This window comes from Dermacoccus sp. 147Ba, from assembly GCF_004151355.1.
Taxonomy (GTDB): Bacteria; Actinomycetota; Actinomycetes; order Actinomycetales; family Dermatophilaceae; genus Dermacoccus; species Dermacoccus abyssi.
In genome coordinates, this window is the sequence record NZ_SEHL01000004.1 from 234,002 (window position 1) to 256,118 (window position 22,117).

A 22,117-nucleotide genomic window follows, 5' to 3' on the forward strand; every position below is an offset into this window, starting at 1 on the left:
CGCCGGGCCGCGATCAGTGGGCGAAATGACGCGTACCGGTGAAGTACAGGGTGACGCCGGCCTTCTGCGCAGCCTCGATGACCTCGGCGTCACGGATCGAACCACCGGGCGCGACGACGGCCTTGACGCCGGCGTCGAGCAGGATCTGCAGGCCGTCGGCGAAGGGGAAGAACGCGTCCGACGAGGCGACGGAGCCATGAGCGCGTTCGGCGCCCGCACGCGTCACGGCGAGGTTGCACGAGTCGACGCGGTTGACCTGGCCCATGCCGATACCGACCGACGCACCGTCCTTGGCGAGCAGAATCGCGTTCGACTTCACGGCGCGCACCGCACGCCACGCGAACGCGAGGTCACGCATCGTGGCCTCGTCCGCGGCCTCGCCGGCGACGAGCTGCCAGCGCTCGGGATCGTCACCCGTGGTGCGACCGTCCTTGTCCTCGCCCTCGGCGTCGATCATGTCGCGCTCCTGCACGAGCAGACCGCCGCTGATCGGGCGCATGTCGAAACCACCCGCAGTGGGCGCGGGCACCGTGACGAGGCGCAGGTTCTTCTTCTCGGTGAGTACCTCGAGGGCGTCGTCGTCGAACGCCGGCGCGACGACGACCTCGGTGAAGATGTCCTTCACCGTGTCCGCCATGGCCTTCGTCACCGGTCGGTTGGTCGCGATGATGCCGCCGAACGCGCTCGTCGAGTCGCACTCGTGGGCGCGCTGGTGCACGGCCGCGATGTCCTCGTCCGGTGCGCCGACGGCGATGCCGCACGGGTTGGCGTGCTTGATGATGGCGACCGTCGGCACGTCACCGTGGTCGTACGCTGCGCGGTAGGCGGCGTCGGCGTCGACGTAGTTGTTGTACGACATCTCCTTGCCGTGCAGCTGCTCGCCCTGGGCGAGGCCGCTCGCGTCGGCCGACGTGTAGAGGGCCGCCGCCTGGTGCGGGTTCTCGCCGTAGCGCAGGCTCGCGGCCTTGGTGTACGTCGAACCCGTCCAGTCGGGGAAGGTGTCGCCGGTGGTGGCGTCGTTCGAGCCGACGAGGTTCGCCCCCATCCAGGTGGCGACTGCGACGTCGTAGGACGCGGTGTGGACGAAGGCGTCACGCGCCAGCGCGGTGCGCTGCTGCAGTGTGAAGCCGCCGCCGCGCATGGCGTCGAGCACGTCGGCGTACGACGTCGGGTCGGTGACGATGGCCACCGTCGGGTGATTCTTCGCGGCCGCGCGCACCATCGTGGGGCCGCCGATGTCGATCTGCTCGACGCACTCGTCGATGCTCGCGCCCGAGGCGACCGTCTCACTGAACGGGTAGAGGTTCACGACGACGAGGTCGAACTGCTCGACACCGAGGTCCTCGAGCTGCTTCATGTGATCGCTCTTGCGCGAGTCGGCAAGGATGCCGGCGTGCACCTTCGGGTGCAGCGTCTTGACGCGACCCTCGAGGCACTCGGGGAAGCCCGTGAGCTCCTCGACCGCCGTGACGGGGATGCCGAGACCCGCGATGAGCTTGCTCGAACCGCCCGTCGAGACGATCTCCACCCCGGCCTCGTGCAGGCCGCGGGCGAGCTCCTCGAGCCCCTGCTTGTCGTACACCGAGACGAGAGCCCGCCGAATAGGGCGCATGCCGTCACTCATTGATCGAAACCGTCCTGCCGTTGATGGACCAACCTCGTGCGAACCCGCGGACCACGTCCACGAGCATGGTGCGCTCCTCGACCTTGATGCGTTCGTGGAGCGATTCCTCGTCATCGTCGGCGCGTACGTCGACGACGCGCTGATCGATGATGGGGCCTGTGTCGACACCGGCATCGACGACGTGGCACGTCGTACCGGTGACCTTGACGCCGTGCGCGAGCGCGTCCCGGACGCCGTGCGCCCCGGGGAAACTCGGCAGCAGCGCCGGGTGGGTGTTGATGACGGTGTGGCGCGAGAGAGTCTGCGCGCCGAGGATCTTCATAAACCCGGCCGAGACGACGAGCTGACGAGCCGCGACGTCACCGCCGGTGAGCGCGGCGAGGTCGAGGTCGTCGTCGGCATCGCTGAACGCGCGCTCGATGGCGTCGGCGAGCGCCGTGTCCCACTGGCTGCGCTCGGGGAAGTGTCGCGTCTCGACGGTGAAGGTGGGGATGCCGGCGAGGGTGGCGCGCTCGAGGCCGGTGCACTCCCGATCGGCACCGACCGCGACGATCTGGTACACGTTGCCGTGGGCGTCGTCGTCGATGAGAGCCTGCAGCAACGAGCCGCTTCCGGAGACGAGAACGACGACCTGCAGGGGCTTCGACTGCTCGCTCACGCCCCCACCCTATCCCCCGATGTTGAGCGGTCGCAGCGGCATCTGTACCCGGATACCCAGGCAACATCGGCGAGGTTTTCCACAGGCCCACATTCATCGGGAGCATCCTCACCGCCGGCACGCAGGCTAGAAGCATGACTCCCCGTTGGAAGCAGACCCATGAGCGAGCCGTGGCGCTGGCAGAGTCGAGCTACGGCGTTGTGAACCGCGCGCGTCTTAGGCAAATCGGCGTGACACGGGAGGACGTACGCACACATGTCCGCGCCGGACGTTGGATGCAGTTGGGCAACAACACCTTTCGCCCGCCGACAAACGCTTGGTGCCCTGAACGCTCTCCCATCGCTGTCGCCGTCTTCGAAACTCAGGGGCCGGCCTGGGCCGAGGCCTCGAGTGCCCTGATTCTCCACGGTTTGCGAGGCTGGAGCGCGCAGCAGATCGTCGTGGCGCTGCCTCACTACGGTCAGCGCACGTCCTTCCCGCCCGGCACGCGAGGGATGTTCCTGTTCCGGCCACCCCGGCTGTCGCAGACACCGATTCCCCATTCTCATCCCGCATGGGCGTCGTTGCGCGCCGCCGCCATCGCGCGAACGGATCGGGAGGCTGCGACGGTGCTCGCCATGACGGTGCAGCAGCGACTCGCCCGAGCAGACGACTACTGGCAGGCCCTCGAATGCCTCCCCAAACTGCACCGCCGCAAACTCATTCGCGAACTTCTCGGGGACATCACCACCGGGTCCGAGTCGATTGGTGAGATCGATTTCGTTCAGCTGTGCCGCAGACGCGGTCTACCGGTGCCGGATCGTCAGGTTCGACGACGTCACCCGAACGGCTCGTACTACCTCGACGTGCGCTGGGAGGCTGCGAAGCTCACCGTCGAGATTGACGGCATGCACCACTTCCTGGGCGACAACCCGACTCAGGACGCCCTGCGTCAGAACTACCTCACCCTGGGCGGTGACGCCGTGCTGCGCATTCCCGTGGTGGCGCTGCGCACCGATCCGGATCCGTTCTTCACGCAGATCGAACATCGGCTGCGCGTCGCGGGGCTCCTGTGACGCCGATGTTTCCTGGGAATCGCGGGACTGGTGCCGCGGCGCCCGCTCAACATCGGGGGTGGGGGTGGTCAGTCGAGGAAGAAGCGCTGGACGGTGCCCGGGTGCTGGTCGTGCTGGTTCTCGCAAGCCTCGCGCGCCTGGTTGGTGTTCGCACCCCAGAGGCACTTCTGATAATCCATCGTGCGCTCGTACTGAACGAGCGGGGCAACGACCATGGCGATGAGCAGTGCCGTGAGACCGAGCCCGATCATGTTGGGCGCAACGGCCTTGTTCTGGCCGGACTTCTTGAGGTCCTGGATGAAGCGCACCCCGTAGTAAAACGACGCGACGAGCGGGATCACCGCAAGCGCCATGCCGGGCATGGGCAGCCACGACAGGGCGAAGCCGAGGATGAGGTAGCGCAGCGACAGCATGCTGTTGCGCGCACCGACGGGCGCCTTCGGAGTGTCGTTCACGTCTCTCCCAACGAGCGAGGGCCTGGGATTACTCCCGACCTCAGCGGGTTTTTCAGTGGGTGTGGTTCAGCATCCAGTGCCGCACGCCGGCCACCGCGACGGCCGACGGCACGAAAAGGACGGGCAGCAGCACCCATGCGTTCCACCCGGGGCCGACGTAGTCGAGGAGCCCGGTCGAGACACGGGCCGTTGCGAACCACCACACGAGCCACATGACGAGCGTGGCGAGCGCAGCGGCGCACAGAGCCACCGTGCATTTCGCGCGAAGGCTCGACAGCCGTGTCAGCGCGCCGACGGCGTCCCAGCCGATCCAGCCGCCCACTGCGATCGGAACGAGGAGGAAGATCCACGTCCAGGGCCCGACCCCGTCCGGCAGCGCGCCGAGCACCGGAATCATCGGCAGAGTGCCGGGCGTCATCGCGCCGTGCCCGATCGAGACAGCACCGACGTGCACCGACGAGCCGGTGAACCATCCGGCGCCGAGGGCCATGACGTTGGGCAGAGCCAGAAGCTGCGCCGCGACGAGGAGGATGCCTCCGACGAGACCGGGGTTCAGCTGTTGGTGGACGGTCCAGACGCGTCCGCCGTGCCAGGCGACGAGCGCGACGACGAGAACGAGCGAGGCGAGGGCAAGCCAGCGCAGGCCGCGTAGCCCGGATCGGATCGAACGCTGCAGCAACAGCGGTGTGGCGTCGAGGACGAGATCGTCGAGAGCCTTCAGCTCAGGTGAGTGCTCCCGCTCGTGCCAGGCCGTCCATGCCACGCCGGCAGCCGCGACGACGAACGGTCCGAGCAGGAGGGACCACCAGCTGATGTGGCTCGCACCCAACGAGGCAACGACGGCGAGCACCTGAGCCGCAGCGACGTAACCGCCGATGAACGCGAGCAGGATGAGGCGCAGGTCGCGCGCGTGCAGGCGCTCGTCGGGGAACGCCGCGCGAGCGCCGAAGCGAGCTGCCAGAACGCAGAGAAAGGTGAGGACAAGGGGGCTGAAGACGACGCTCGTGCCGTCGACGTTGACGTGTCCGCGGTGCGCGAGCGCCCACAGGTCGATCGTCACGCCGAGCGTGTCGTTCCACGACGAGCTCGACTGCGAGTCGATCGTCCACGCTGCGAAGACCGGCACCATGAGCGCGATGACGACACCGATGGCCGAGAGCGCTCCGTAGCCGAACGCGAGGGGCACGTGCGGGCGTCCCTCGGGCCGGGCGTCCTTGCCGCTCGTCGGCCGTCCGGGGCCGGGCCGCTGGGAAACGCGAGGGTTCTGCGCGTCACGAGGGGGTTTCGCACCGCGGTTCGACGCGTTGCGTCCTCGGTCGAGCTCCGGACGCGACGCTCCCCTGCCGGCCTGGCTGCTCTGCGCTGCACGCTGCGGACGCGCACCGGACCCACCTCGGCCGTCACTCGGACGCGGGGGGCGCGGACGGTTCGAGGAGGGACGTTCGGCGGGATCGGGGCGTCGTGAAGTCATCTCGCCCGTCATCCTCTCAGGCCCGCCTGGGAGCCTCACGCTGCCACGCCGTGGACACACGCGAGCGGGCCGGCGAGACACTCTCACCGGCCCGCTCGGGGCAAGACACCGCTCGGGCGTCAGTTGGCCTGGATGCGCACCGGACGGTCGTCGCCGTAGCTGCAGTCGACGTCGATCGTCTTGATCTTCTGGCCGGGCGAGACTTCGTACACGAGGTCACCGGTCGTGGTGTCACCCTTGTAGAGCGAGCCGTAGCCGAGACGCGAACCGTAGTCGACGTACTTGTCGCTCGGGCTCGTGTTGTCGCTCAGGCGCACCTTGACACAGCTGCTGCTGAAGCGCAGCTCGTCGTCGTCGAGGTTGGTTGCCGAGATGTTGATGGCCACCCAGTGCTTGCCCGCCGCGGGCTTCTGGTAGTCGCTGGAGGACTTCACGTCGTCCGTGACCTTGCTGACCTTGATCGACATCTTGTCGGTCTTGACCTCCTGACCGACCTTGCCGACCTTGGGGCCCGACGAGTCGTCGCCGCCGGAGTCAGCGTTCGACTCCGAGGAGCTCGGGCTCGACGACGAGCTGCTGGGCTCCTCACTCGGGGACGAGGACTCCGACGACTCGGGCGATTCCGAGCTGCTCGGGCTGTCCTCGCTCGGGGCCGCCTCGCTCGAGGAGCTGGACGAGGAACTCGAACTGGTACCACTGGAACCTTCGACCTGCGTGCAGGCGCTCATGCCGAGAGCCATCGTGCCTGCGATTGCGGCGACGCTCAGCTTGCGCGTCATCAACTTGGTCATGTGCCCTTCTCCCTGTTCTGAGTGAATTTCGGACTCGCGCCCGAACGGTGCTGTCGAAAAATTGAGGATGGTGTGCGCTTACTTGCTCACATCGATGCGGATGGCGCGCTGGTCGCCTTGCAGCGAACTGAGCGAGCACTTGACGTCGACCTGCTTGAGCTTCTGACCGGTCGGCACCTCGAACGTGATGTCACCGACGGCGGTGTCGCCCTTCTGCAGAGCACTCGAGTTGAACTTGGTGCCGTAGTCGGAGAAGAGCGAGTCGTCAGCCGTCTGGTTCTGATCGGTCTTCGCGTCGACGCAGAACAAGGTCGAGAAGTTGAGCGGCTTCGACGACGTGTTCGTCACGCTCATGTTGACGGCCACCCAGCGCTTGCCCGCGTCGGGCTTCATGAAGCTGTCGGAGGAGACGGGAACCGGGTCGACGACCTTGCTGATCTTGACCGTCATGTCGCCCGTCTTAGCTTCCTCGCCGACCTTCGCCCGCACGAGGCCCGACTGCCCCTCGGAGCCCGAACCGGGGTCTTCGGAGCTCGACTCGCTCGACGAGCTGGATTCACTCGGCTCGCTCTGCGAACTCGATTCGGGAGCGGACGAGCTCGCCCGTGCCTGCTCGCTCGAGGATTCACTCGACTGCTGCGCTGCCTCGCTCGAGGACGACGACGAGTTGGACGATGCGCCCGACCCGCCTTCGACGCTGGTGCAAGCCGAAGCGGACAGCACCACCGCGGCAGCGGCCGCGAGCATTGCGGAACGTGAGACCTTCATGCCTTCTCCTCCCCCGCCCGGGCGCCATCGCTCGGGATCTCAGGACAAAACTAACTGCACCTGAGACGCGAAGATGGCTCGTTCGGTTCCGCCGGTGATCAATGTTCTCAATTCGTGTCCGAGCAGCCGGAATGTGGACGTTTTTTCGCGCTCGGACACGACAACGCCCGGCCGCCGTCCCCTGCGGGACGACGGCCGGGCGTCGGTGATTCAGTGCGTCACTTGGAGAGGTTGTTCATGATCTCCGTCATGAGAGCAGCCGTCTCGGACGGCGTCTTGCCGACCTTGACGCCGGCGGCCTCGAGGGCCTCCTTCTTGGCGGACGCGGTACCCGACGAGCCGGAGACGATGGCACCGGCGTGGCCCATCGTCTTGCCCTCGGGGGCCGTGAAGCCCGCGACGTAACCGACGACCGGCTTCGTCACGTTCTCCTTGATGTAGGCCGCGGCACGCTCCTCGGCGTCGCCACCGATCTCACCGATCATGACGATGGCGTCGGTGTCGGGGTCGTTCTGGAACGCCTCGAGCGCGTCGATGTGCGTGGTGCCGATGACCGGGTCGCCGCCGATGCCGATGGCCGTCGAGAAGCCGAAGTCACGCAGTTCGTACATCATCTGGTACGTCAGCGTGCCCGACTTCGAGACGAGGCCGATGCGGCCCGGGCCGGCGATGTTCGCCGGGATGATGCCGGCGTTCGACTGTCCGGGGCTGATGATGCCGGGGCAGTTCGGGCCGAGCAGGCGCGTCTTCGTGCCCTTGCTCAGGTTGTAGAACTCGGCCGAGTCCTTCACCGGGATGCCCTCGGTGATGACGACGGCCAGCGGCATCTCGGCCTCGATGGCCTCGACCGCGGCGCTCTTGGCGAACGCCGGCGGAACGAAGATCACGGAGACGTTGGCGCCGGTCTCGGCCATGGCGTCCTTGACGGAGCCGAAGACGGGCACGGACTTCGACTCACCGTTCACGTCGAAGTCGACCGTCTGGCCGGCCTTCTTCGGGTTGACACCGCCGACGATGTTGGTGCCGGAGGCGAGCATGCGCGTGGTGTGCTTCATGCCCTCCGAGCCGGTCATGCCCTGGACGATGACCTTGGAGTCAGCGTTGAGAAAAATCGACATGGAAGTCTGATCCCTTTCAGTTGGCCGCGGCCAGCTCGGCAGCCTTGCGGGCTGCGCCGTCCATGGTGTCCACGACCGTCACGAGCGGGTGGTTGAAGTCGGCGAGGATCTTGCGGCCCTCTTCGACGTTGTTGCCGTCGAGACGCACGACGAGCGGCTTCGTGGCCGAGTCTCCGAGCTTCTTGAGGGCGCCCACGATGCCGTCGGCGACAGCGTCACACGCGGTGATGCCGCCGAAGACGTTGACGAAGACGCTCTTGACCTGGTCGTCACCGAGGATGACGTCGAGACCGTTGGCCATGACCTCGGCCGAGGCACCGCCACCGATGTCGAGGAAGTTGGCCGGCTTCGCCTTGCCACCGGTGAAGTCCTCACCGGCGTAGGCGACGACGTCGAGCGTGCTCATGACGAGGCCCGCGCCGTTACCGATGATGCCGACGTTGCCGTCGAGCTTGACGTAGTTGAGGTCGAGTGCCTTGGCCTTGGCCTCCAGCGGGTCGGCCGCGGCCTTGTCCTCGAGCTCCTCGTGACCGGGCTGACGGAAGTCGGCGTTCGCGTCGAGCGACACCTTGCCGTCGAGGGCGACGATGTCGCCGTCCTCGGTCTTCACGAGCGGGTTGACCTCGACGAGGGTTGCGTCCTCGTCGCGGTAGACCTCCCACAGCTTCTGCAGCACGGGGACGATCTTGGCGCCGGTCTCGGCGTCGAACTTCGCGGCCTCGACGATCTCCTTGGCCTTGGCCTCGTCGATGCCGACGTTGGGGTCGACCTCGATGCGTGCCAGAGCCTCGGGACGCTCCACGGCGAGCTGCTCGATCTCCATGCCGCCCTCCTTGGAGCACATGGCGAGGTAGCTGCGGTTGGCTCGGTCGAGCAGGATCGAGAAGTAGTACTCTTCGGCGATCTTGGCGCCCTGGGCGATCATCACGGTGCCGACCGTGTGGCCCTTGATGTCCATGCCGAGAATCGCACTGGCGTGCTGCTCGGCCTCGTCAGCGCTCTTGGCGACCTTGACGCCGCCGGCCTTGCCTCGGCCACCGGTCTTGACCTGGGCCTTGACGACGGTGACGCCGCCCGACTTCGCACCGATCTGCTCGGCGGCTGCCTTGGCTTCTTCCGGGGTGGTGGCCGTCTGGCCTGCCAGCACCGGAGCGCCGTGCGCCTCGAACATGTCGCGCGCCTGGTACTCGAAGAGATCCACGCGAATCCATCCTCATCGTTGAACTGGAGTGTTCCGTCTGTGACTTTAACGCGCTTTCGACGCGGGTAGTAACCGGGGCTTCCCAGCGTCGCGACGGAGGTCAGGCTGTGGCTGCGGGCTGACCGACGTTGGCCCGCACCCAGTCGACGACCGTGGTCGTCGGGGCACCCGGAGTGAAGATCTGCGCGACACCCATCTCCTTGAGCGGCGGGATGTCCTCCTCCGGGATGATGCCGCCACCGAAGACGACGATGTCGTCGACGCCCTGCTCCTTGAGCAACTCGGTGACCTTGCGGAACTGCGTCATGTGAGCGCCGGAGAGAACGGACATGCCGATGGCGTCGGCGTCCTCCTGCACGGCGGCGGTGACGATCTGCTCGGGCGTCTGGTGCAGGCCCGTGTAGATGACCTCCATGCCCGCGTCGCGCAGGGCACGGGCAATGACCTTGGCGCCACGGTCGTGGCCGTCGAGGCCCGGCTTGGCGACGACGATGCGCAACCGCTCGGTGGCACCTTGCGTGTTCTCGGACATGGTGGGCTCCCTTCGCTCGTTGTTCGAACTGTAACGCGCACCACAGCGGAAAATTCAGTTAGGCGCTATTAACCGAGGCCTGGGTGTGGCGGGCACCACGGCCGCGCCGAAGGTGAGCCACCCACGGCGGTGCTTCAGAGCTTGGTCACCGGCGCGTAGCGCAGGAGCAAGCGCTTGGGTGGGCCGTCGCCGAAGTCGATGTGGGCCATCGCGCGATCACCCTGACCCTCAACGCGGATGACCGTGCCGAGGCCGAAGCTGTCGTGCGTCACCTTGTCGCCGGCATCGAGGTTCGGGATGGCGCGGTTGCCACGGCCCACGGCCGAGTTCTTGTTCGCCGAGAAGGAGCCTGCGCGTCCGCCACTCGACAGGCGCGCGACGGGAGCGGCGCCGCGGCCGATGACGGGGCCGTCATCGTCATCACGCCGCGAGAACCCGCCCGAGCGCGAGCCCCCGCCGTAGCCGGAACCGTAGCCGCGCGGACCCGTGGCGAACGTCGTGCCCTCGCGTTCCCAGTGCAGCAGGTCGTCGGGGATCTCGCCGAGGAAGCGCGACGGGGGGTTGTACTGCGGCGCACCCCAGGCCGAACGCACCGCAGCACGCGAAAGGTAGAGCCGCTGCCGAGCGCGCGTCAGGCCGACGTAGGCGAGGCGCCGCTCCTCCTCGAGCTCCTTGGTGTCGCCCAGCGCGCGCATGTGCGGAAACGTGCCGTCCTCCATGCCGGTGAGGAAGACGACGGGGAACTCGAGGCCCTTGGCGGTGTGCAACGTCATGAGCGTGACGACGCCCTGGTCCTCACCGTCCTCGGGAATCTCGTCGGTGTCGGCGACGAGTGAGACCTGCTCGAGGAAGTCCTCGAGCGTGGCCCCCGGGTAGTTGTCGTCGAACTCGTTCGCGACGGCGACGAGCTCGGCGAGGTTCTCGATGCGCGTCTCGTCCTGCGGGTCACGGCTCTCGCGCAGCTCCTTGAGGTAGCCGGTGCGCTCGAGGATCGCCTCGATGAGCGGGCCGACCCCGCTGCCGCTCTCGCGCACGACCCGCAGGCCCTCGAGCAACTCGGTGAACCCGCGGATCGCGCTCACGCTTCGCGTGGCGATGCCCGGCGCGTCGTCCGGGCGGGCGAGCGCCTGGATATACGTGATGCGCTCCCGCTCCGCGAGCGCCCCAATGCTCGCCTGCGCCCGGTCGCCGATGCCACGCTTGGGGGTGTTGACGATGCGACGCAGGTTGACCGTGTCGGCCGGGTTGGAGATGACGCGCAGGTAGGCGAGCGCGTCCTTGATCTCCTTGCGCTCGTAGAAGCGCGTGCCGCCGACGACCTTGTACGGCAGGCCCACGCGCACGAACACCTCTTCGAGCGCGCGTGACTGAGCGTTCGTGCGGTAGAAGACGGCCACGTCCTTGGGCTTGACGCCGCGGCTGTCCCCCAACGAGTCGATGGTGCGCGCGACGAAGGCCGCCTCGTCGTGCTCGCTGTCGGCGACGTATCCGACAACCTTCTCCCCCGCGCCCTGATCGGACCACAGGTTCTTCTTGCGACGCTCCGGGTTGCGCTCGATGACGGCGTTCGCCGCACCGAGGATGTTCTGCGTCGAGCGGTAGTTCTGCTCGAGCAGGATCGTCGTGGCGTTCGGGTAGTCCTCCTCGAACTCGACGATGTTGCGGATCGTCGCGCCGCGGAACGCATAGATCGACTGGTCGGCGTCACCGACGACGCACAGGTCGGCCATCGGCACGCCCTCAGCCGCGCGCGAGTCGCCCTCGGCGTCGACGGATTCGATGCCGCCCGACGCCTTCTCACCCCCGGCGAGTTCACGCACGAGCACGTACTGCGCGTGGTTCGTGTCCTGGTACTCGTCGACGAGGATGTGGCGGAAGCGGCGCCGGTAGTACTCGGCCACCTGCGGGAACGCCTGCAGGATCGTCACCGTCGTCATGATGATGTCGTCGAAGTCGAGCGCGTTCGCGGCCGTGAGGCGCTGCTGGTAAAGCCGGTAGGCGTCGGCGACCTTGCGTTCCTGGTCGGTCTCGGCGCGACGCGCGGCCTCCTCGGCGTCGATGAGCTCGTTCTTGAGGTTGCTCACCTGGAAGCTGAAGGACTTGGGCGGGTAACGCTTCGGGTCGAGGTCGAGATCTCGGGTGACCATCGCCATGAGGCGCTGGCTGTCGGCGGCGTCGTAGATGGAGAACGTCGACTTGAGGCCCACGTGCTTGGCCTCGCGGCGGAGGATGCGCACGCACGCCGAGTGGAACGTGCTCACCCACATCGCGTTCGCGGCGCGCCCGACGAGCTGCTCGACGCGTTCACGCATCTCGGCCGCGGCCTTGTTCGTGAAGGTGATGGCGAGGATCTGCCCGGGCTGGGCTCCTCGTTCGGCCATGAGGTAGGCGATGCGGTGGGTGAGCACCCGCGTCTTGCCCGAACCGGCACCGGCCACGATGAGCAGCGGCGAACCGAAGTGCTTGACGGCCTGCGCCTGCTGCGGGTTCATGCCCTCGAGCAGGCGCGCGGGGTTCGCGCGGAAATCGGGCCCGGCTGAGGTGTCGGGGCGCCCCCAGTGCGAACCGCGCCCGAGCATCGGCGCGTCGGACTCCTCCGGCGGGACGTCGCCGTCGGCCGAGGGCTCTTCGAGGGCCCACAGCGGCACTCCTGAATCGTCGACCGCAGAGGTCTGCGCGCCCTTCGGCGTGCGTTCCGCGCGGTTCGCCCGGCGCGCGTCGCCGTTGCTTCCGGCGTCGAAACCGGGCAGGGGAAGGTCGTCGAAAAGCCCACTCATGATGGTGCCCAGTCTAGGAGTGAGCACCGACAACGTCGGCCCTCCCCGCGAGAGGCCGTGCGGGGGCTGCACGCAAGGTGGGCGACGACACGTCTCATCGGTGTCATGACGGTCAAAACTGCCGAAAAAGGCGCCTACCCTGGAGGGGTGGACTTCAATGCCCTCCTCGATGCGGTACCGGCTCAGGCCGTCTATGCCCTGACCGGCCTCATCATTCTCGTGGAGAGCATCGGCATCCCCCTGCCCGGCGAGATCATGCTCGTCACTGCGTCCCTTCTCGCGTCGGGGCCGGAGCCGCGCATCAGCATTCACGGCGTGGCCGCCGCCGCCATCGTCGGCGCTGCGGTGGGTGACTCGATCGGCTACTTCGTGGGCCGCCACTTCGGCGATCGCCTGTTCGGCTGGCTCGGCGAACGCTTCCCGCACCACGTCAACGACGAGACGATCGGCTACGCCAAGCACGCGTTCCACCGCCACGGCGTGTGGGCCGTGTTCTTCGGCCGCTTCGTGGCACTGCTCCGCATCTTCGCGGGCCCGCTCGCGGGGTCCCTGCGCATGAGCTACCCGCGCTTCCTCCTGGCCAATGTCACGGGCGCTTTCGCGTGGGCCGGCGGTCTGGCCTATGGGGTTCACTTCCTCGGCAAGGTCGCGGAGAAATGGATGCACAACTTCTCGTTCGTCGGCCTCATCGTGGCCCTCGCGTTCGGCGTCTTCGTCTCCACCGTGATGCGCAAGCGGATCAGCGCCAACGTCGCCGCCTACGCCGAGGCCAAGCGGGCCGCCGGCGAAGAGATCAACCCGACGACCGTCGCCTGACGCTCGGATAGCGAACGCACGGCGAACAGCCCCGCCGCACAAGCGATGTGCAACGAGCACCTACCCTGGAGTCATGACGACTCTGCAGAACGTGCTCCTGTTCGCCCACCTGCTCGGCATGGCCGCGATCATCGGTGGGTACGCCGCCGTCGCCAAGGCACCGCGTGCCGTGCCCGCGATGGTGTGGGGTGCCCGCGCGCAGCTGCTCATCGGCCTCGCGATGGTGGGTGTGGCCTCATCGCAGAGCTGGGAGCTCAACCACGTCTGGGTGGCGGTCAAGCTCCTCATCGCCTTCGTCGTCGTGGGCCTGCTCGAGGTGGCCCAGTCGAAGGAGAAGAAGAACGAAGTGGCTGCTCCGCTCGTCACCGCTGCCGCGGTGCTGGCCGTCGTCAACGTCGCCGTGGCCGTCTTCTGGCACTGATCGACTCACTCGCACGAAGGTGCGCCCCGGTTCGCCGGGGCGCACCTTTCGTCGTCCGAGCCTGGCCGCGATGGGCTGCTCGTGAAGTGCGCACTCGTCGTCACGCCACTTTGGATCCTGAACTCGCCCGGTTGAGGTGCCGACCTGCCGTCACGGCGCATGCGGCTCTCAAGGCCGGGACGTCAGAGAAGGCGCCGCGCCATCGCCCACGACGTGAGCTCGTGCCGGTTCGACAACTGCAGCTTGCGCAGCACGTTGCTCACATGGGTCTCGACGGTCTTGACGGAGATGAACAGCTCCTTCGCGACCTCCTTGTACTGATACCCCCGCGCGATGAGGCGCATCACTTCGCGCTCACGGGCCGAGAGCTTGTCGAGCTCCTCGTCGACCTCGGCCACCTCCCCTGCTGCGGCACCGAACGCGTCGAGGACGAATCCGGCCAGCCGCGGCGAGAAGACGGCGTCACCCGCGGCGACGCGCTCGAGGGCACGCAGCAGGTCGTCGGGTGAGATCGTCTTCGTCACGTAACCGCGAGCGCCCGCGCGGATGACGGCGACGACGTCCTCCGCCGCGTCCGAGACCGAGAGGGCGAGCATCCGTACCGGCTCCCCCGCGTTCGACTCGACGCCCGCACAGGCGCGGGCCACGTCGGCTCCGCCACGTCCGTCACCGCCGGGCAGGTGCACGTCGAGCAGGACGACGTCGGGGCGCTCGCGGGTGATGACCTCGACCGCCTCCTCGACGCTGCCCGCTTCACCGACGAACTCCACGGGCGTGCCCGCCGACGCGGCCTCGAGCAGTTCGGCGCGCACGCCGGCGCGAAACATCCGGTGGTCGTCGACGAGGACGACGCGCAACGGTGCAGTCATGACCTTTCCTCCAGGGGCATCGTGAGTGAGACTTCGAGACCGTCGTCGAGACGACGGATGCGGGCGCTGCCGCCGTGACGTTCCATGCGCCCGACGATCGACTCGCGCACCCCGGCGCGGTCCTCCGCGACGGCGTCGGGATCGAAGCCCTCGCCGTGGTCGCGGACGAACACCTCGGCCACGTCGGCGTTGAACTCGGCGTAGACGGAGACGGGCGGCGCACCGTGCTTGGCCGCGTTCGTCGTCGCCTCCCGTACCGCGCTCACGAGTGCTTCGATCCGCGGGGTCACGGGTGCTTGCCCGGTGACGATGACGTCGACCGGCACGGCGAAGCCGTCCTCGACCGCGTGGACGACGCCGCGCAGCAGTTCCGGCGCGTCGGCCACCTCGGGGGCGTTCTCGTCGTCGGCGAAGAGCCACGAGCGCAGGTCGCGCTCCTGGGTGCGGGCGAGTTGGGCGATCTCCGGTTCGTTCGTGCGGCGCTGGATGAGCGCGAGCGTCTGCAGGACGGAGTCGTGCAGGTGCGAGGCGACGTCGGCTCGGGCGTCGGCCATGGCCTTCTCCGCCTGGTCTCGACGCATGTCGTCCCACAGGCGCAGCCCGAACGGCGCGAGCACGGCCGCCAGCCCGCCGAGCAGGACGACGAGGGCGATACCCACGTCACGCAGACCGGCGAAGCCACGACCCGTCGCGGCCGCCGTGACGAGACCGACGAGCACGAGGAACGCACCGAAACTCAGGCGCAGCAATGACTCTCGTCGACCGAAGTCACTGCTCACCCAGGCTCGTCGGTCGCGGTCGGCCAGGCGTGACCACGCAATGACGAGGCCCGCCGACGACACGAGCAACGGAATGCCGAGCTGAACGCTGATGCCCGAGGTGTCGGCCAGCAGTGCGCCGACGAGCGTGACGATGAGGAATCCGGACGCGAGCAGTAGGCGCGGACGCGGCGTCCGACCGGCCTGCTCGTCGCGCGGCATCGAGAACCACAGGAAGAGGTAGACCGGCAGCCCCACCCACACGAGCGACGTGACAATGACGACGCCCCGCACGGCCCACGCCGAGACGCCGAGGTGGCGTGCGATACCGGCACAGACACCGCCGAGCCAGCCTGCTCGCGGCAGGCGCTCGAGCGGAGGTCGTTCGTTGACGTCCGGCCAGTGCGCGGGCAGCACGCGTTCGGCCCCCGAAGGGGCCGAGGTGCTCTGCTGCGTCGTCATGACTCCATGGTGTCGCACGCGCGAGCGCGAGCGCCCCTTTCCCGGGGTCGCCTCGGGGAAGTTCAGGGTCGCGTCAGGGTTGCTCCCCCTGCCGGTGGACCGCGAGCACGCGGCAGGCTGGGGGCATGAACGAGACGGCCACCCCGAATCCGCGGGAAGACGAGCGCACCGGAAGCAGTGCGCGCGGCGCGACAAGCGCCGCGACGGAAGCGGGCTTCGACCGCTTCATCGAGACGTTGCGCGACATCGACCTGCGTCGCGACACCGACGGCGGGTGGCTCGGCGGTGTCTGCGCCGGCGTCGGGCTGCGACTCGGCGTCGCGCCGTTGCTCGTGCGCGCGGTGGCCATCCTGCTCGTGCTGTCAGGTGTCGGCCTGGTGGTCTACCTCCTGGCGTGGAGTCTCGTGCCCGACCTCGCCGACCGCGTCGTGCTCGACGAGGCCCGCCGCGGCGACAGCGGTATGCCGATGGTCGTCCTCGTAATCACCGCGCTGGCCCTCCTCGTCACGATGCCGTGGGGCTTCGGTTTCGAGTTCCTCGGCAACACCGGCCCCGTGATCTCCCTCGTTGCACTCGGGGCCCTGGCGTTCGTCGTCGTTCGTCGCGGCCGCAAGGACGAACCTCTCCCCCATGACGCGACCTACGCGCCGACGCCCGCACCCGGCGGGAGCAACACCGTGGCAGAACCACCCGTGACGGGCTACGGATTCGACGGCGACGCCACCTCGAGCTCGGTGCCGTTCATCGACGAGCGCCGAAGCGCCCGGGAGCAGTTCCGGGCGGCTCGGGCTCACCACCAGCAGAACAGCCTCACCGCCCAGGAGGCCCGCCGCGCGAGCAACGCCGAACGCCGCGCCCGCCGACGCCGCACCCGGTTGCCGTTCGCCGCCTTCCTCCTGCTCGCCGGCCTTGCGATCGTCCCGCCGGCACTCGGCCTCGTCGGCGGCGTGACGACCGGCGGCGAAACGGCATTGCCCTGGTTGGTGTTCGGGAGCCTTGCCGTCGTGAGCCTCGGAGCCCTGTTCTTCGCGCTGCGCGGCTACCGCGTCGGTGTGTTGAGCCTGCTCGTCGTGCCGCTCATCGCCGTCAGCATCACCTTCGCGTCGTTGCACTCGGCCGGCTACTCGAGTCGCACGAGTTCCCTGTCCGCCCAGCCGACGACGTTGGCCGCCACGCAGTCGTACCACGCCGGAATGGGCACGAGCACGATCGATCTCACCCGCGTCGACGTCGCGACAATGCCCGAGGTCGTCGACGTCAACGCCCGCCTCACCGCCGGGCGCCTGCGCGTCGAGGTGCCGCGCGGCGTCAAGGTCGAACTCACCTCTGTGACGCGCCTCGGGTACATCAGCGCCACCGACGACGCCGGCCAGGTGTTCTACGAGGCAGGCGGTTCGAGCGGCACGGAGCCGACCCGTACGACTCTCGGCTCGGGCAACAAGACGATCCGTCTGAAGACCGACGTCGGAATCGGCGACGTGTTCGTCCGCGTGCGGAGCCAAGCTCCGGCGAAGACGTCGGGTACGGCCTCGCGAACGACGAATCAAGCCTCGAGATCCCACCGATGACCAACCCCACCTCACGAGAGCAGGCGAACGAGCGATGACGAGTTACGACGACTTCAGCTACGGCGCGAGCGCCCCCACGCAGGCCTGGTCGTACGAGCAGGGGGCCACACCCGCACCGGCGAGCGCACAGGAGCGACGCGACGACGAACGTCGTGAAGCCAACATCGTCGGGGCCGTCCTCGCCACGATCGGACTCGTCACAGCCGTGCTCTGCGCGCTCGCGTACGGCGACGTCATCAGCCTGGACTCGCGCTACACGGTGCCCGGCATCCTGCTCGGCATCGGCGCCACGGCCGTCGTGGCCGGTGCGCTGGGGCTCGTCTACGGGCGCCGACGCTGATTCGTGTCCTGGATACGACGCTGGTTCCATCGACGCACACGTTGCCGGACGAACAGCACCATGAGCACCGCCACGGCTGCGGCCACAGCGTCCGCCAGCCAGAACCATCGCGTGCCCACGAGGTTCGCCACCCGATGTTCATGGTCCGCCACCGTGGCAGCGTTCGGCGCCCCAGGGACGTAGCGCACTTCGAGAGGCGGATAGGCGCGGGTACCCGGCATCGGAGGTTGCAGGCCACACCGTGTGTACCAATGGCGGGTGGAATCAGGCCGGTCTTCGTCAAACCCCGACAGCCACACCCACGTGCCGTCGATGCGCACCCCCACATTGGAGACGTAGCGCCGCGACTTGGAGCTCTTGACGCTGACGCGCACGTCCTCGACGTTTTCCACGGTCACGACACGACCCGACTCGGCGAGCGTGCGTGTCTTGGCTTACTCACGCACGACGAGGGCGTGCATTGCCGGAACCCAGAGCAGGCAGATCGCCAGGAGCCCGAAGGCGAGCCACCCGTAGACGGTGCGAGCCCTCACCCGGCCGCCAGTCGCACTCATGGCATATCCGCGAAGGCCCGCACCGCGTCGAGGGCCCACGAGGCCATGCCGCCCTCGGGGTAACCGGGCGCTTCGGGGTCGACGGCGTCGGCGATCGAGAACCACGCCGCGCTCTCGGTCGAACCACCGACGTCGTGGACAACGGGTTCGGACGGCTGCGAACAGGACGCGGTGAACAGCAGGCGCACCGCGTGGAAGTCCTCCACGACGTCACCGCGCCCGATACCCACCCGATGCGAGGACGAGACGTCGACGAGCTCACCGAGCTCCACGTCCTGCCCGGCTTCCTCCCAGACCTCCCTCACGACGGCTTCCGCCGGGTGCTCCCCCGCGTCGACACCGCCACCCGGCAGGATCCACAGACCCGGTCGTCCGGTGGTCTGGGACAGGCGGGTGAGCAGCACGCCACGTTCGCTCGTGACGACCGCGTAGGCGGCGAGGCGCTGCCGCACGAGGTCCGCCTTCTCCGTGGCATGCGCACAGGGTGTGCGGGACGAGGCCGGCAGCGACGTCACCTCGTACGCGAGGACGGCGTCGTCGGCGTCGCTCGTCACGTGGGGCAGCCTGGAGGCCCGGAATCCAGCCTCGCGCAACTGGCGCCGGGGCGCGACGCCCTGGCGCAGCGTTTCCCGGAACACCTCCCGAGTGCCACCCGCGTCATCCGCGGTGAGTCCGACGACGGTGATGCCCGCCCCGACGTTCATCGTCGCCTCTGCAGGTCGGCGGCCCGCGCGTACTCGTCCTCGGCGAGGCGTACGACCTCGGGCCACGCCTGCTTCGGGCGCACGGTGCGGTTCGTGTGGGCCATCGACTCGCGCAGGTCCCGGTCGAGTGCGAGCCGGGTGAGGCCCGCGACCAGCCCCTCATCACCGTCGACGAGCAGGCCGTTCACCTCGTTCTCGACGAACTCGCACACGCCGCTGCTCGTGGGCGCGAGCACCGGCAGACCCGACGAGCGCGCTTCGAGAGCCGCGATGCCGAACGCCTCGAGGCGCGCGGGCGCAACGTAGAGGTCGGAATCGAGGTAGCGCTCGTGCAGTTGCGCACGCGTCATGCGCCCCGGCAGCGACACCCACTCGTGCGCGTCGGCGAGGTCGACAGCGCGTACGAGCTTCGCGCGCAGCTCCCCCTCGCCGGCGATCTCGAGACGCACGTTCGGCGCTTCGCGGTGCACGGCCTTCATCACCTTGAAGAACTCGAGAGGGCGCTTGCGCCGCGCCAGACGCATCGCCGAGATGACACGCACCTCGTCACCGATCCGCGGGCCACCGGGGGTCCAGACGTCCGTGTCGATGCCGTTGGGCAGGACGACGACCTCGTGCCCGGCGCCGGCCATCGACGCCACCGGCCGCGCGGCCACCCGCGACACCGCCGAGAGCGCCGCGCCGTCGGCGGCCCACCGCTTGATGAAGCCCAGCGGACGCAGCAACGGTCCCGCCCAGCTCATGACCGAGTGCCACGTGACCGCGGTCGGGATGCCCATGCCGAGCGTCATCCGGACCGCGTCCATCGAGAAGGGGCTGATGACGCCGATGTGGGCGTGGACGACGTCGAATCCGCCGTTCGTGATGGCGACGCGCAACTGCGAGATGGCCATCGGGTTGAGCGCGACGTCGTACGGCAGACCGAGCGCGAAACGGTGCACGGGGATGCCGTCGATGATCTCCAGGCCGCTGTACTGCTCCGCGTGCGCCGGCGTCACCGTGTAGGCGACGACCTCGTGGCCCTGGGCGACGAGGCGCTGCGCGAGATCGTGCACCTGCACCTCGATACCGCCCAAGCGAGGCAGGTAACAGTCCGACACCAGCGCGATCTTCACGGATGGAAGTCTGTCATGCGCGAGGATGGCACACGATGACCACGCCAGATGCCATGTCCCCCGATGCCACGCCGCGCACGCTTGTCGCCTTCCACGCTCACCCCGACGACGAGGCGCTGCTCACCTCGGGCACGATGGCGAAGGCTGCCGCAGAGGGACACCGCGTCGTCCTCGTCGTCGCCACCGACGGCGCCCTCGGCCTCGCCGACTCCGGCTACGGCGGCCCCGACGAACTCGCCGCCCAACGCTGGAACGAACTCCTCGAGAGCGCCCGCGCACTGGGCGTCGCGCGCGTCGAGACGCTCGGCCACGCCGACTCCGGCATGGGTCCCGAAACCTTCCCCGACCCGCCCGGTAAGCGCCGTTTCATCACGGTCGACGTCGACGAAGCGGCCGAGGCGCTCGCCGAGATTCTGCGCGAGGAGGACGCCGACGTCCTGCTCTCCTACGACGAGAACGGCGGCTACGGCCACCGGGATCACGTGCGTGTGCACGAGGTAGGTGCCCGCGCCGCCGAGCTCGCCGGAACGCCACGCGTCCTCGAAGCCACCGTTCCGCGCGACCTGCTCGTCCGGGCTCTGCACCTCGTCGCGCGCTTCTATCGTTTCCCCGACGACTTCGACATGGCCTCGTTCGAGCGCGCCTACAGCGCCCGGCGTGACATCACCCACCGCATCTCGGTGGGCCGCTTCGCCGCGCAGAAGCGTGCCTCGATGCGCGCCCACGCTTCGCAGGCCAGCGCCGACGGCGACGCCGACCGAACTCTGGCGGCATTCCTGAGAATTCCCCGACCGCTCTACGACGTAGTCTTCTGTCGGGAATGGTTCCGCGACCCGCTCCACAAGGGCCCGGTCGCGCGTGACATCTTCAAGGGCTTGCCACCGCGCGCCGCCCGAACGGACACGAAGGAGTGAGTGTGGGGCGTCAACCTGCCGCGACCGACGCCGAAGGGCGCGCGACGCAGGAAGCCGACCCCACGGCGTTTCCGAAGGCCACCGGCAAGCAGCTGCTGCAGGCCGTGTTCGGCCTCGCCCTCGCCGCGGCGATCCTCGTCTTCGGTCTGCCGTGGTTCGGTCAGACGACGTGGACCGAGATCGGCACTCACCTCGATCGACTCGGGTGGGTCAACGGCCTCGAACTCTTCGGTCTCGTCGTCCTGGGCCTGTGGCTCTACACCTTCACCCTGACGGGTTCGCTGCCCGGTTTGGGCCACGTCAAGGCGCTCATCGTCAACGTCTCCGGCTCTGCAGCGGGCAACCTGCTGCCGGGCGGCGGTGCCGCCGGGGTGGCCGCGACGTACCTCATGCTGCGTTCGTGGGGCTTCGCACGCGCTGCGATCTCGACATCGGTCATCGTCTCGGGCGTCTGGAACGTCGTCGCCCGCATGGCGATGCCGCTGCTCGGCGTGGCCCTGCTCTCCTCCACGGACGCACTGCCCAAGGGCGTGCGCCGCGGGGCGTTCACGGGAGGCATCGTCGGGCTCGTCATCATCGCCGTGTTCGTGGCCATTCTCATCGCGCCGCACAAGACCGAGCGCTTCGGCGCGTGGGTGCACCGCCGCTTCGGCGGACGCGTCAGCGCCTGGCGAGAACAGCGCGGCAAGTCGCGCGTCGACCTGCGTCACGTGCTCGTCGACCAGCGGCGCCGCCTCGCCACGGTGACGGCCACCGGGTGGTTCCCCATGACGGTCGGCGTCGTCGGGTTCCTCGGCGTCTACTTCCTCCTCTTCTGGCGAACGATGGAGGTCGTCGGCGTCGACCTTTCGCTCGGCAAGCTCTTCGCCGCCTACGCCGTCGGACGCCTCCTCACCGCGGTGGGCGTGACGCCGGGTGGGCTCGGCATCACCGAGGCCGGCACGCTCGCCGTCATGGTGGCCTGGGGCGCCGACAAGCCCGCGGCCGCTGCCGGCGTGCTCGTCTTCGCGATCTTCACGCACCTGCTCGAGGTACCGCTCGGCGCCATGGGCTGGCTCGCCTGGTTCGTCATGCCCAAGGTGCCTCTGACACCCGACGGCGCGCCCGGCGTCTGCGCGTAGCCATCACACGTCGTCAGAGGACCGA

The 22,117-nt window shown here is 68.5% G+C and carries 22 protein-coding genes; 7 read left to right on the forward strand and 15 right to left on the reverse strand.

What is annotated here, in order from left to right:
• Positions 1-13 precede the first annotated feature (13 nt).
• Complete coding sequence (purH, locus tag EVU97_RS07355; protein WP_129664721.1) at positions 14-1,624, reverse strand: bifunctional phosphoribosylaminoimidazolecarboxamide formyltransferase/IMP cyclohydrolase; 1,611 nt, start codon at positions 1,622-1,624, stop codon at positions 14-16.
• The gene (locus tag EVU97_RS07360; protein ID WP_240730154.1) at positions 1,617-2,282 is read right to left on the reverse strand and encodes a phosphoribosylglycinamide formyltransferase; all 666 of its coding nucleotides are present in this window, start codon (positions 2,280-2,282) and stop codon (positions 1,617-1,619) included. The genes purH and EVU97_RS07360 overlap by 8 nt, the downstream gene beginning before the upstream one ends.
• Positions 2,283-2,452: 170 nt before the next feature.
• On the opposite strand from EVU97_RS07360, the gene EVU97_RS07365 reads away from it, so the two are divergent.
• A complete protein-coding gene (locus tag EVU97_RS07365; protein WP_165357911.1) occupies positions 2,453-3,337 on the forward strand; it encodes an endonuclease domain-containing protein in 885 nt (294 codons plus the stop codon).
• 68 nt (positions 3,338-3,405) lie between these two features.
• Here the strand turns inward: EVU97_RS07365 and EVU97_RS07370 are convergent, their stop codons facing one another.
• The 8 genes from EVU97_RS07370 to pcrA all read right to left on the reverse strand — a co-directional run bounded on the left by EVU97_RS07370 (position 3,406) and on the right by pcrA (position 12,450).
• Positions 3,406-3,792, reverse strand: coding sequence for a hypothetical protein (locus EVU97_RS07370; protein ID WP_129664725.1), 387 nt, complete (start codon positions 3,790-3,792; stop codon positions 3,406-3,408).
• Positions 3,793-3,844: 52 nt separating this feature from the next.
• Entirely contained in the window at positions 3,845-4,978 is a 1,134-nt protein-coding gene (locus tag EVU97_RS07375; protein WP_129664727.1) for a DUF6350 family protein, read from the reverse strand.
• A 404-nt stretch (positions 4,979-5,382) separates the two neighbouring features.
• Positions 5,383-6,054 (reverse strand): DUF4352 domain-containing protein, encoded by a 672-nt coding sequence (locus EVU97_RS07380; RefSeq protein ID WP_129664729.1) that lies wholly within the window; start codon positions 6,052-6,054, stop codon positions 5,383-5,385.
• A 78-nt stretch (positions 6,055-6,132) separates the two neighbouring features.
• A complete protein-coding gene (locus EVU97_RS07385) occupies positions 6,133-6,822 on the reverse strand; it encodes a DUF4352 domain-containing protein (RefSeq protein WP_129664731.1) in 690 nt (229 codons plus the stop codon).
• Between the two features lie 218 nt (positions 6,823-7,040).
• Positions 7,041-7,940, reverse strand: a complete 900-nt coding sequence (gene sucD, locus EVU97_RS07390) for a succinate--CoA ligase subunit alpha (protein ID WP_047311806.1) — start codon at positions 7,938-7,940, stop codon at positions 7,041-7,043.
• Positions 7,941-7,956: 16 nt separating this feature from the next.
• Entirely contained in the window at positions 7,957-9,141 is a 1,185-nt protein-coding gene (gene sucC, locus EVU97_RS07395) for an ADP-forming succinate--CoA ligase subunit beta (protein WP_129664732.1), read from the reverse strand.
• A gap of 100 nt (positions 9,142-9,241) precedes the next feature.
• On the reverse strand, positions 9,242-9,673 hold the full coding sequence (locus EVU97_RS07400; protein WP_047311804.1) for a cobalamin B12-binding domain-containing protein: 432 nt from the start codon (positions 9,671-9,673) through the stop codon (positions 9,242-9,244).
• A 134-nt stretch (positions 9,674-9,807) separates the two neighbouring features.
• Positions 9,808-12,450, reverse strand: a complete 2,643-nt coding sequence (gene pcrA, locus EVU97_RS07405) for a DNA helicase PcrA (RefSeq protein WP_129664734.1) — start codon at positions 12,448-12,450, stop codon at positions 9,808-9,810.
• 147 nt (positions 12,451-12,597) lie between these two features.
• On the opposite strand from pcrA, the gene EVU97_RS07410 reads away from it, so the two are divergent.
• Together EVU97_RS07410 and EVU97_RS07415 are read left to right on the forward strand one after the other, a co-directional pair.
• A complete protein-coding gene (locus EVU97_RS07410; protein WP_129664736.1) occupies positions 12,598-13,266 on the forward strand; it encodes a DedA family protein in 669 nt (222 codons plus the stop codon).
• Positions 13,267-13,339: 73 nt separating this feature from the next.
• Positions 13,340-13,687 carry a hypothetical protein gene (locus tag EVU97_RS07415; protein ID WP_129664738.1) on the forward strand — a complete coding sequence of 116 codons (348 nt, stop codon included), beginning with the start codon at positions 13,340-13,342 and terminating at the stop codon, positions 13,685-13,687.
• Positions 13,688-13,869: 182 nt separating this feature from the next.
• On the opposite strand, the gene EVU97_RS07420 is transcribed toward EVU97_RS07415, so the two are convergent.
• The gene (locus EVU97_RS07420; RefSeq protein ID WP_129664740.1) at positions 13,870-14,556 is read right to left on the reverse strand and encodes a response regulator transcription factor; all 687 of its coding nucleotides are present in this window, start codon (positions 14,554-14,556) and stop codon (positions 13,870-13,872) included.
• On the reverse strand, positions 14,553-15,776 hold the full coding sequence (locus EVU97_RS07425; protein WP_129664742.1) for an ATP-binding protein: 1,224 nt from the start codon (positions 15,774-15,776) through the stop codon (positions 14,553-14,555). The genes EVU97_RS07420 and EVU97_RS07425 overlap by 4 nt, the downstream gene beginning before the upstream one ends.
• Positions 15,777-15,901: 125 nt before the next feature.
• Between EVU97_RS07425 and EVU97_RS07430 the strand changes: the two genes are divergently transcribed.
• Positions 15,902-17,344 (forward strand): PspC domain-containing protein, encoded by a 1,443-nt coding sequence (locus tag EVU97_RS07430; protein ID WP_129664744.1) that lies wholly within the window; start codon positions 15,902-15,904, stop codon positions 17,342-17,344.
• Positions 17,345-17,378: 34 nt separating this feature from the next.
• Entirely contained in the window at positions 17,379-17,684 is a 306-nt protein-coding gene (locus EVU97_RS07435; RefSeq protein WP_129664746.1) for a hypothetical protein, read from the forward strand.
• Here the strand turns inward: EVU97_RS07435 and EVU97_RS07440 are convergent.
• From EVU97_RS07440 to EVU97_RS07450, 3 genes are all read right to left on the reverse strand, one after another.
• Positions 17,666-18,082, reverse strand: coding sequence for a hypothetical protein (locus EVU97_RS07440; protein WP_129664748.1), 417 nt, complete (start codon positions 18,080-18,082; stop codon positions 17,666-17,668). The genes EVU97_RS07435 and EVU97_RS07440 overlap by 19 nt on opposite strands.
• A 152-nt stretch (positions 18,083-18,234) precedes the next feature.
• A complete protein-coding gene (locus tag EVU97_RS07445) occupies positions 18,235-18,942 on the reverse strand; it encodes an NUDIX hydrolase (protein ID WP_052947003.1) in 708 nt (235 codons plus the stop codon).
• A complete protein-coding gene (locus tag EVU97_RS07450; protein WP_129664750.1) occupies positions 18,939-20,057 on the reverse strand; it encodes a glycosyltransferase family 4 protein in 1,119 nt (372 codons plus the stop codon). Before EVU97_RS07450 ends, EVU97_RS07445 begins: the two co-directional genes overlap by 4 nt.
• A 35-nt stretch (positions 20,058-20,092) precedes the next feature.
• Between EVU97_RS07450 and EVU97_RS07455 the strand changes: the two genes are divergently transcribed.
• Positions 20,093-20,971 (forward strand): PIG-L deacetylase family protein, encoded by an 879-nt coding sequence (locus EVU97_RS07455; RefSeq protein WP_240730155.1) that lies wholly within the window; start codon positions 20,093-20,095, stop codon positions 20,969-20,971.
• A gap of 2 nt (positions 20,972-20,973) precedes the next feature.
• Positions 20,974-22,092, forward strand: coding sequence for a lysylphosphatidylglycerol synthase transmembrane domain-containing protein (locus tag EVU97_RS07460; protein WP_240730156.1), 1,119 nt, complete (start codon positions 20,974-20,976; stop codon positions 22,090-22,092).
• Positions 22,093-22,117: the final 25 nt, after the last annotated feature.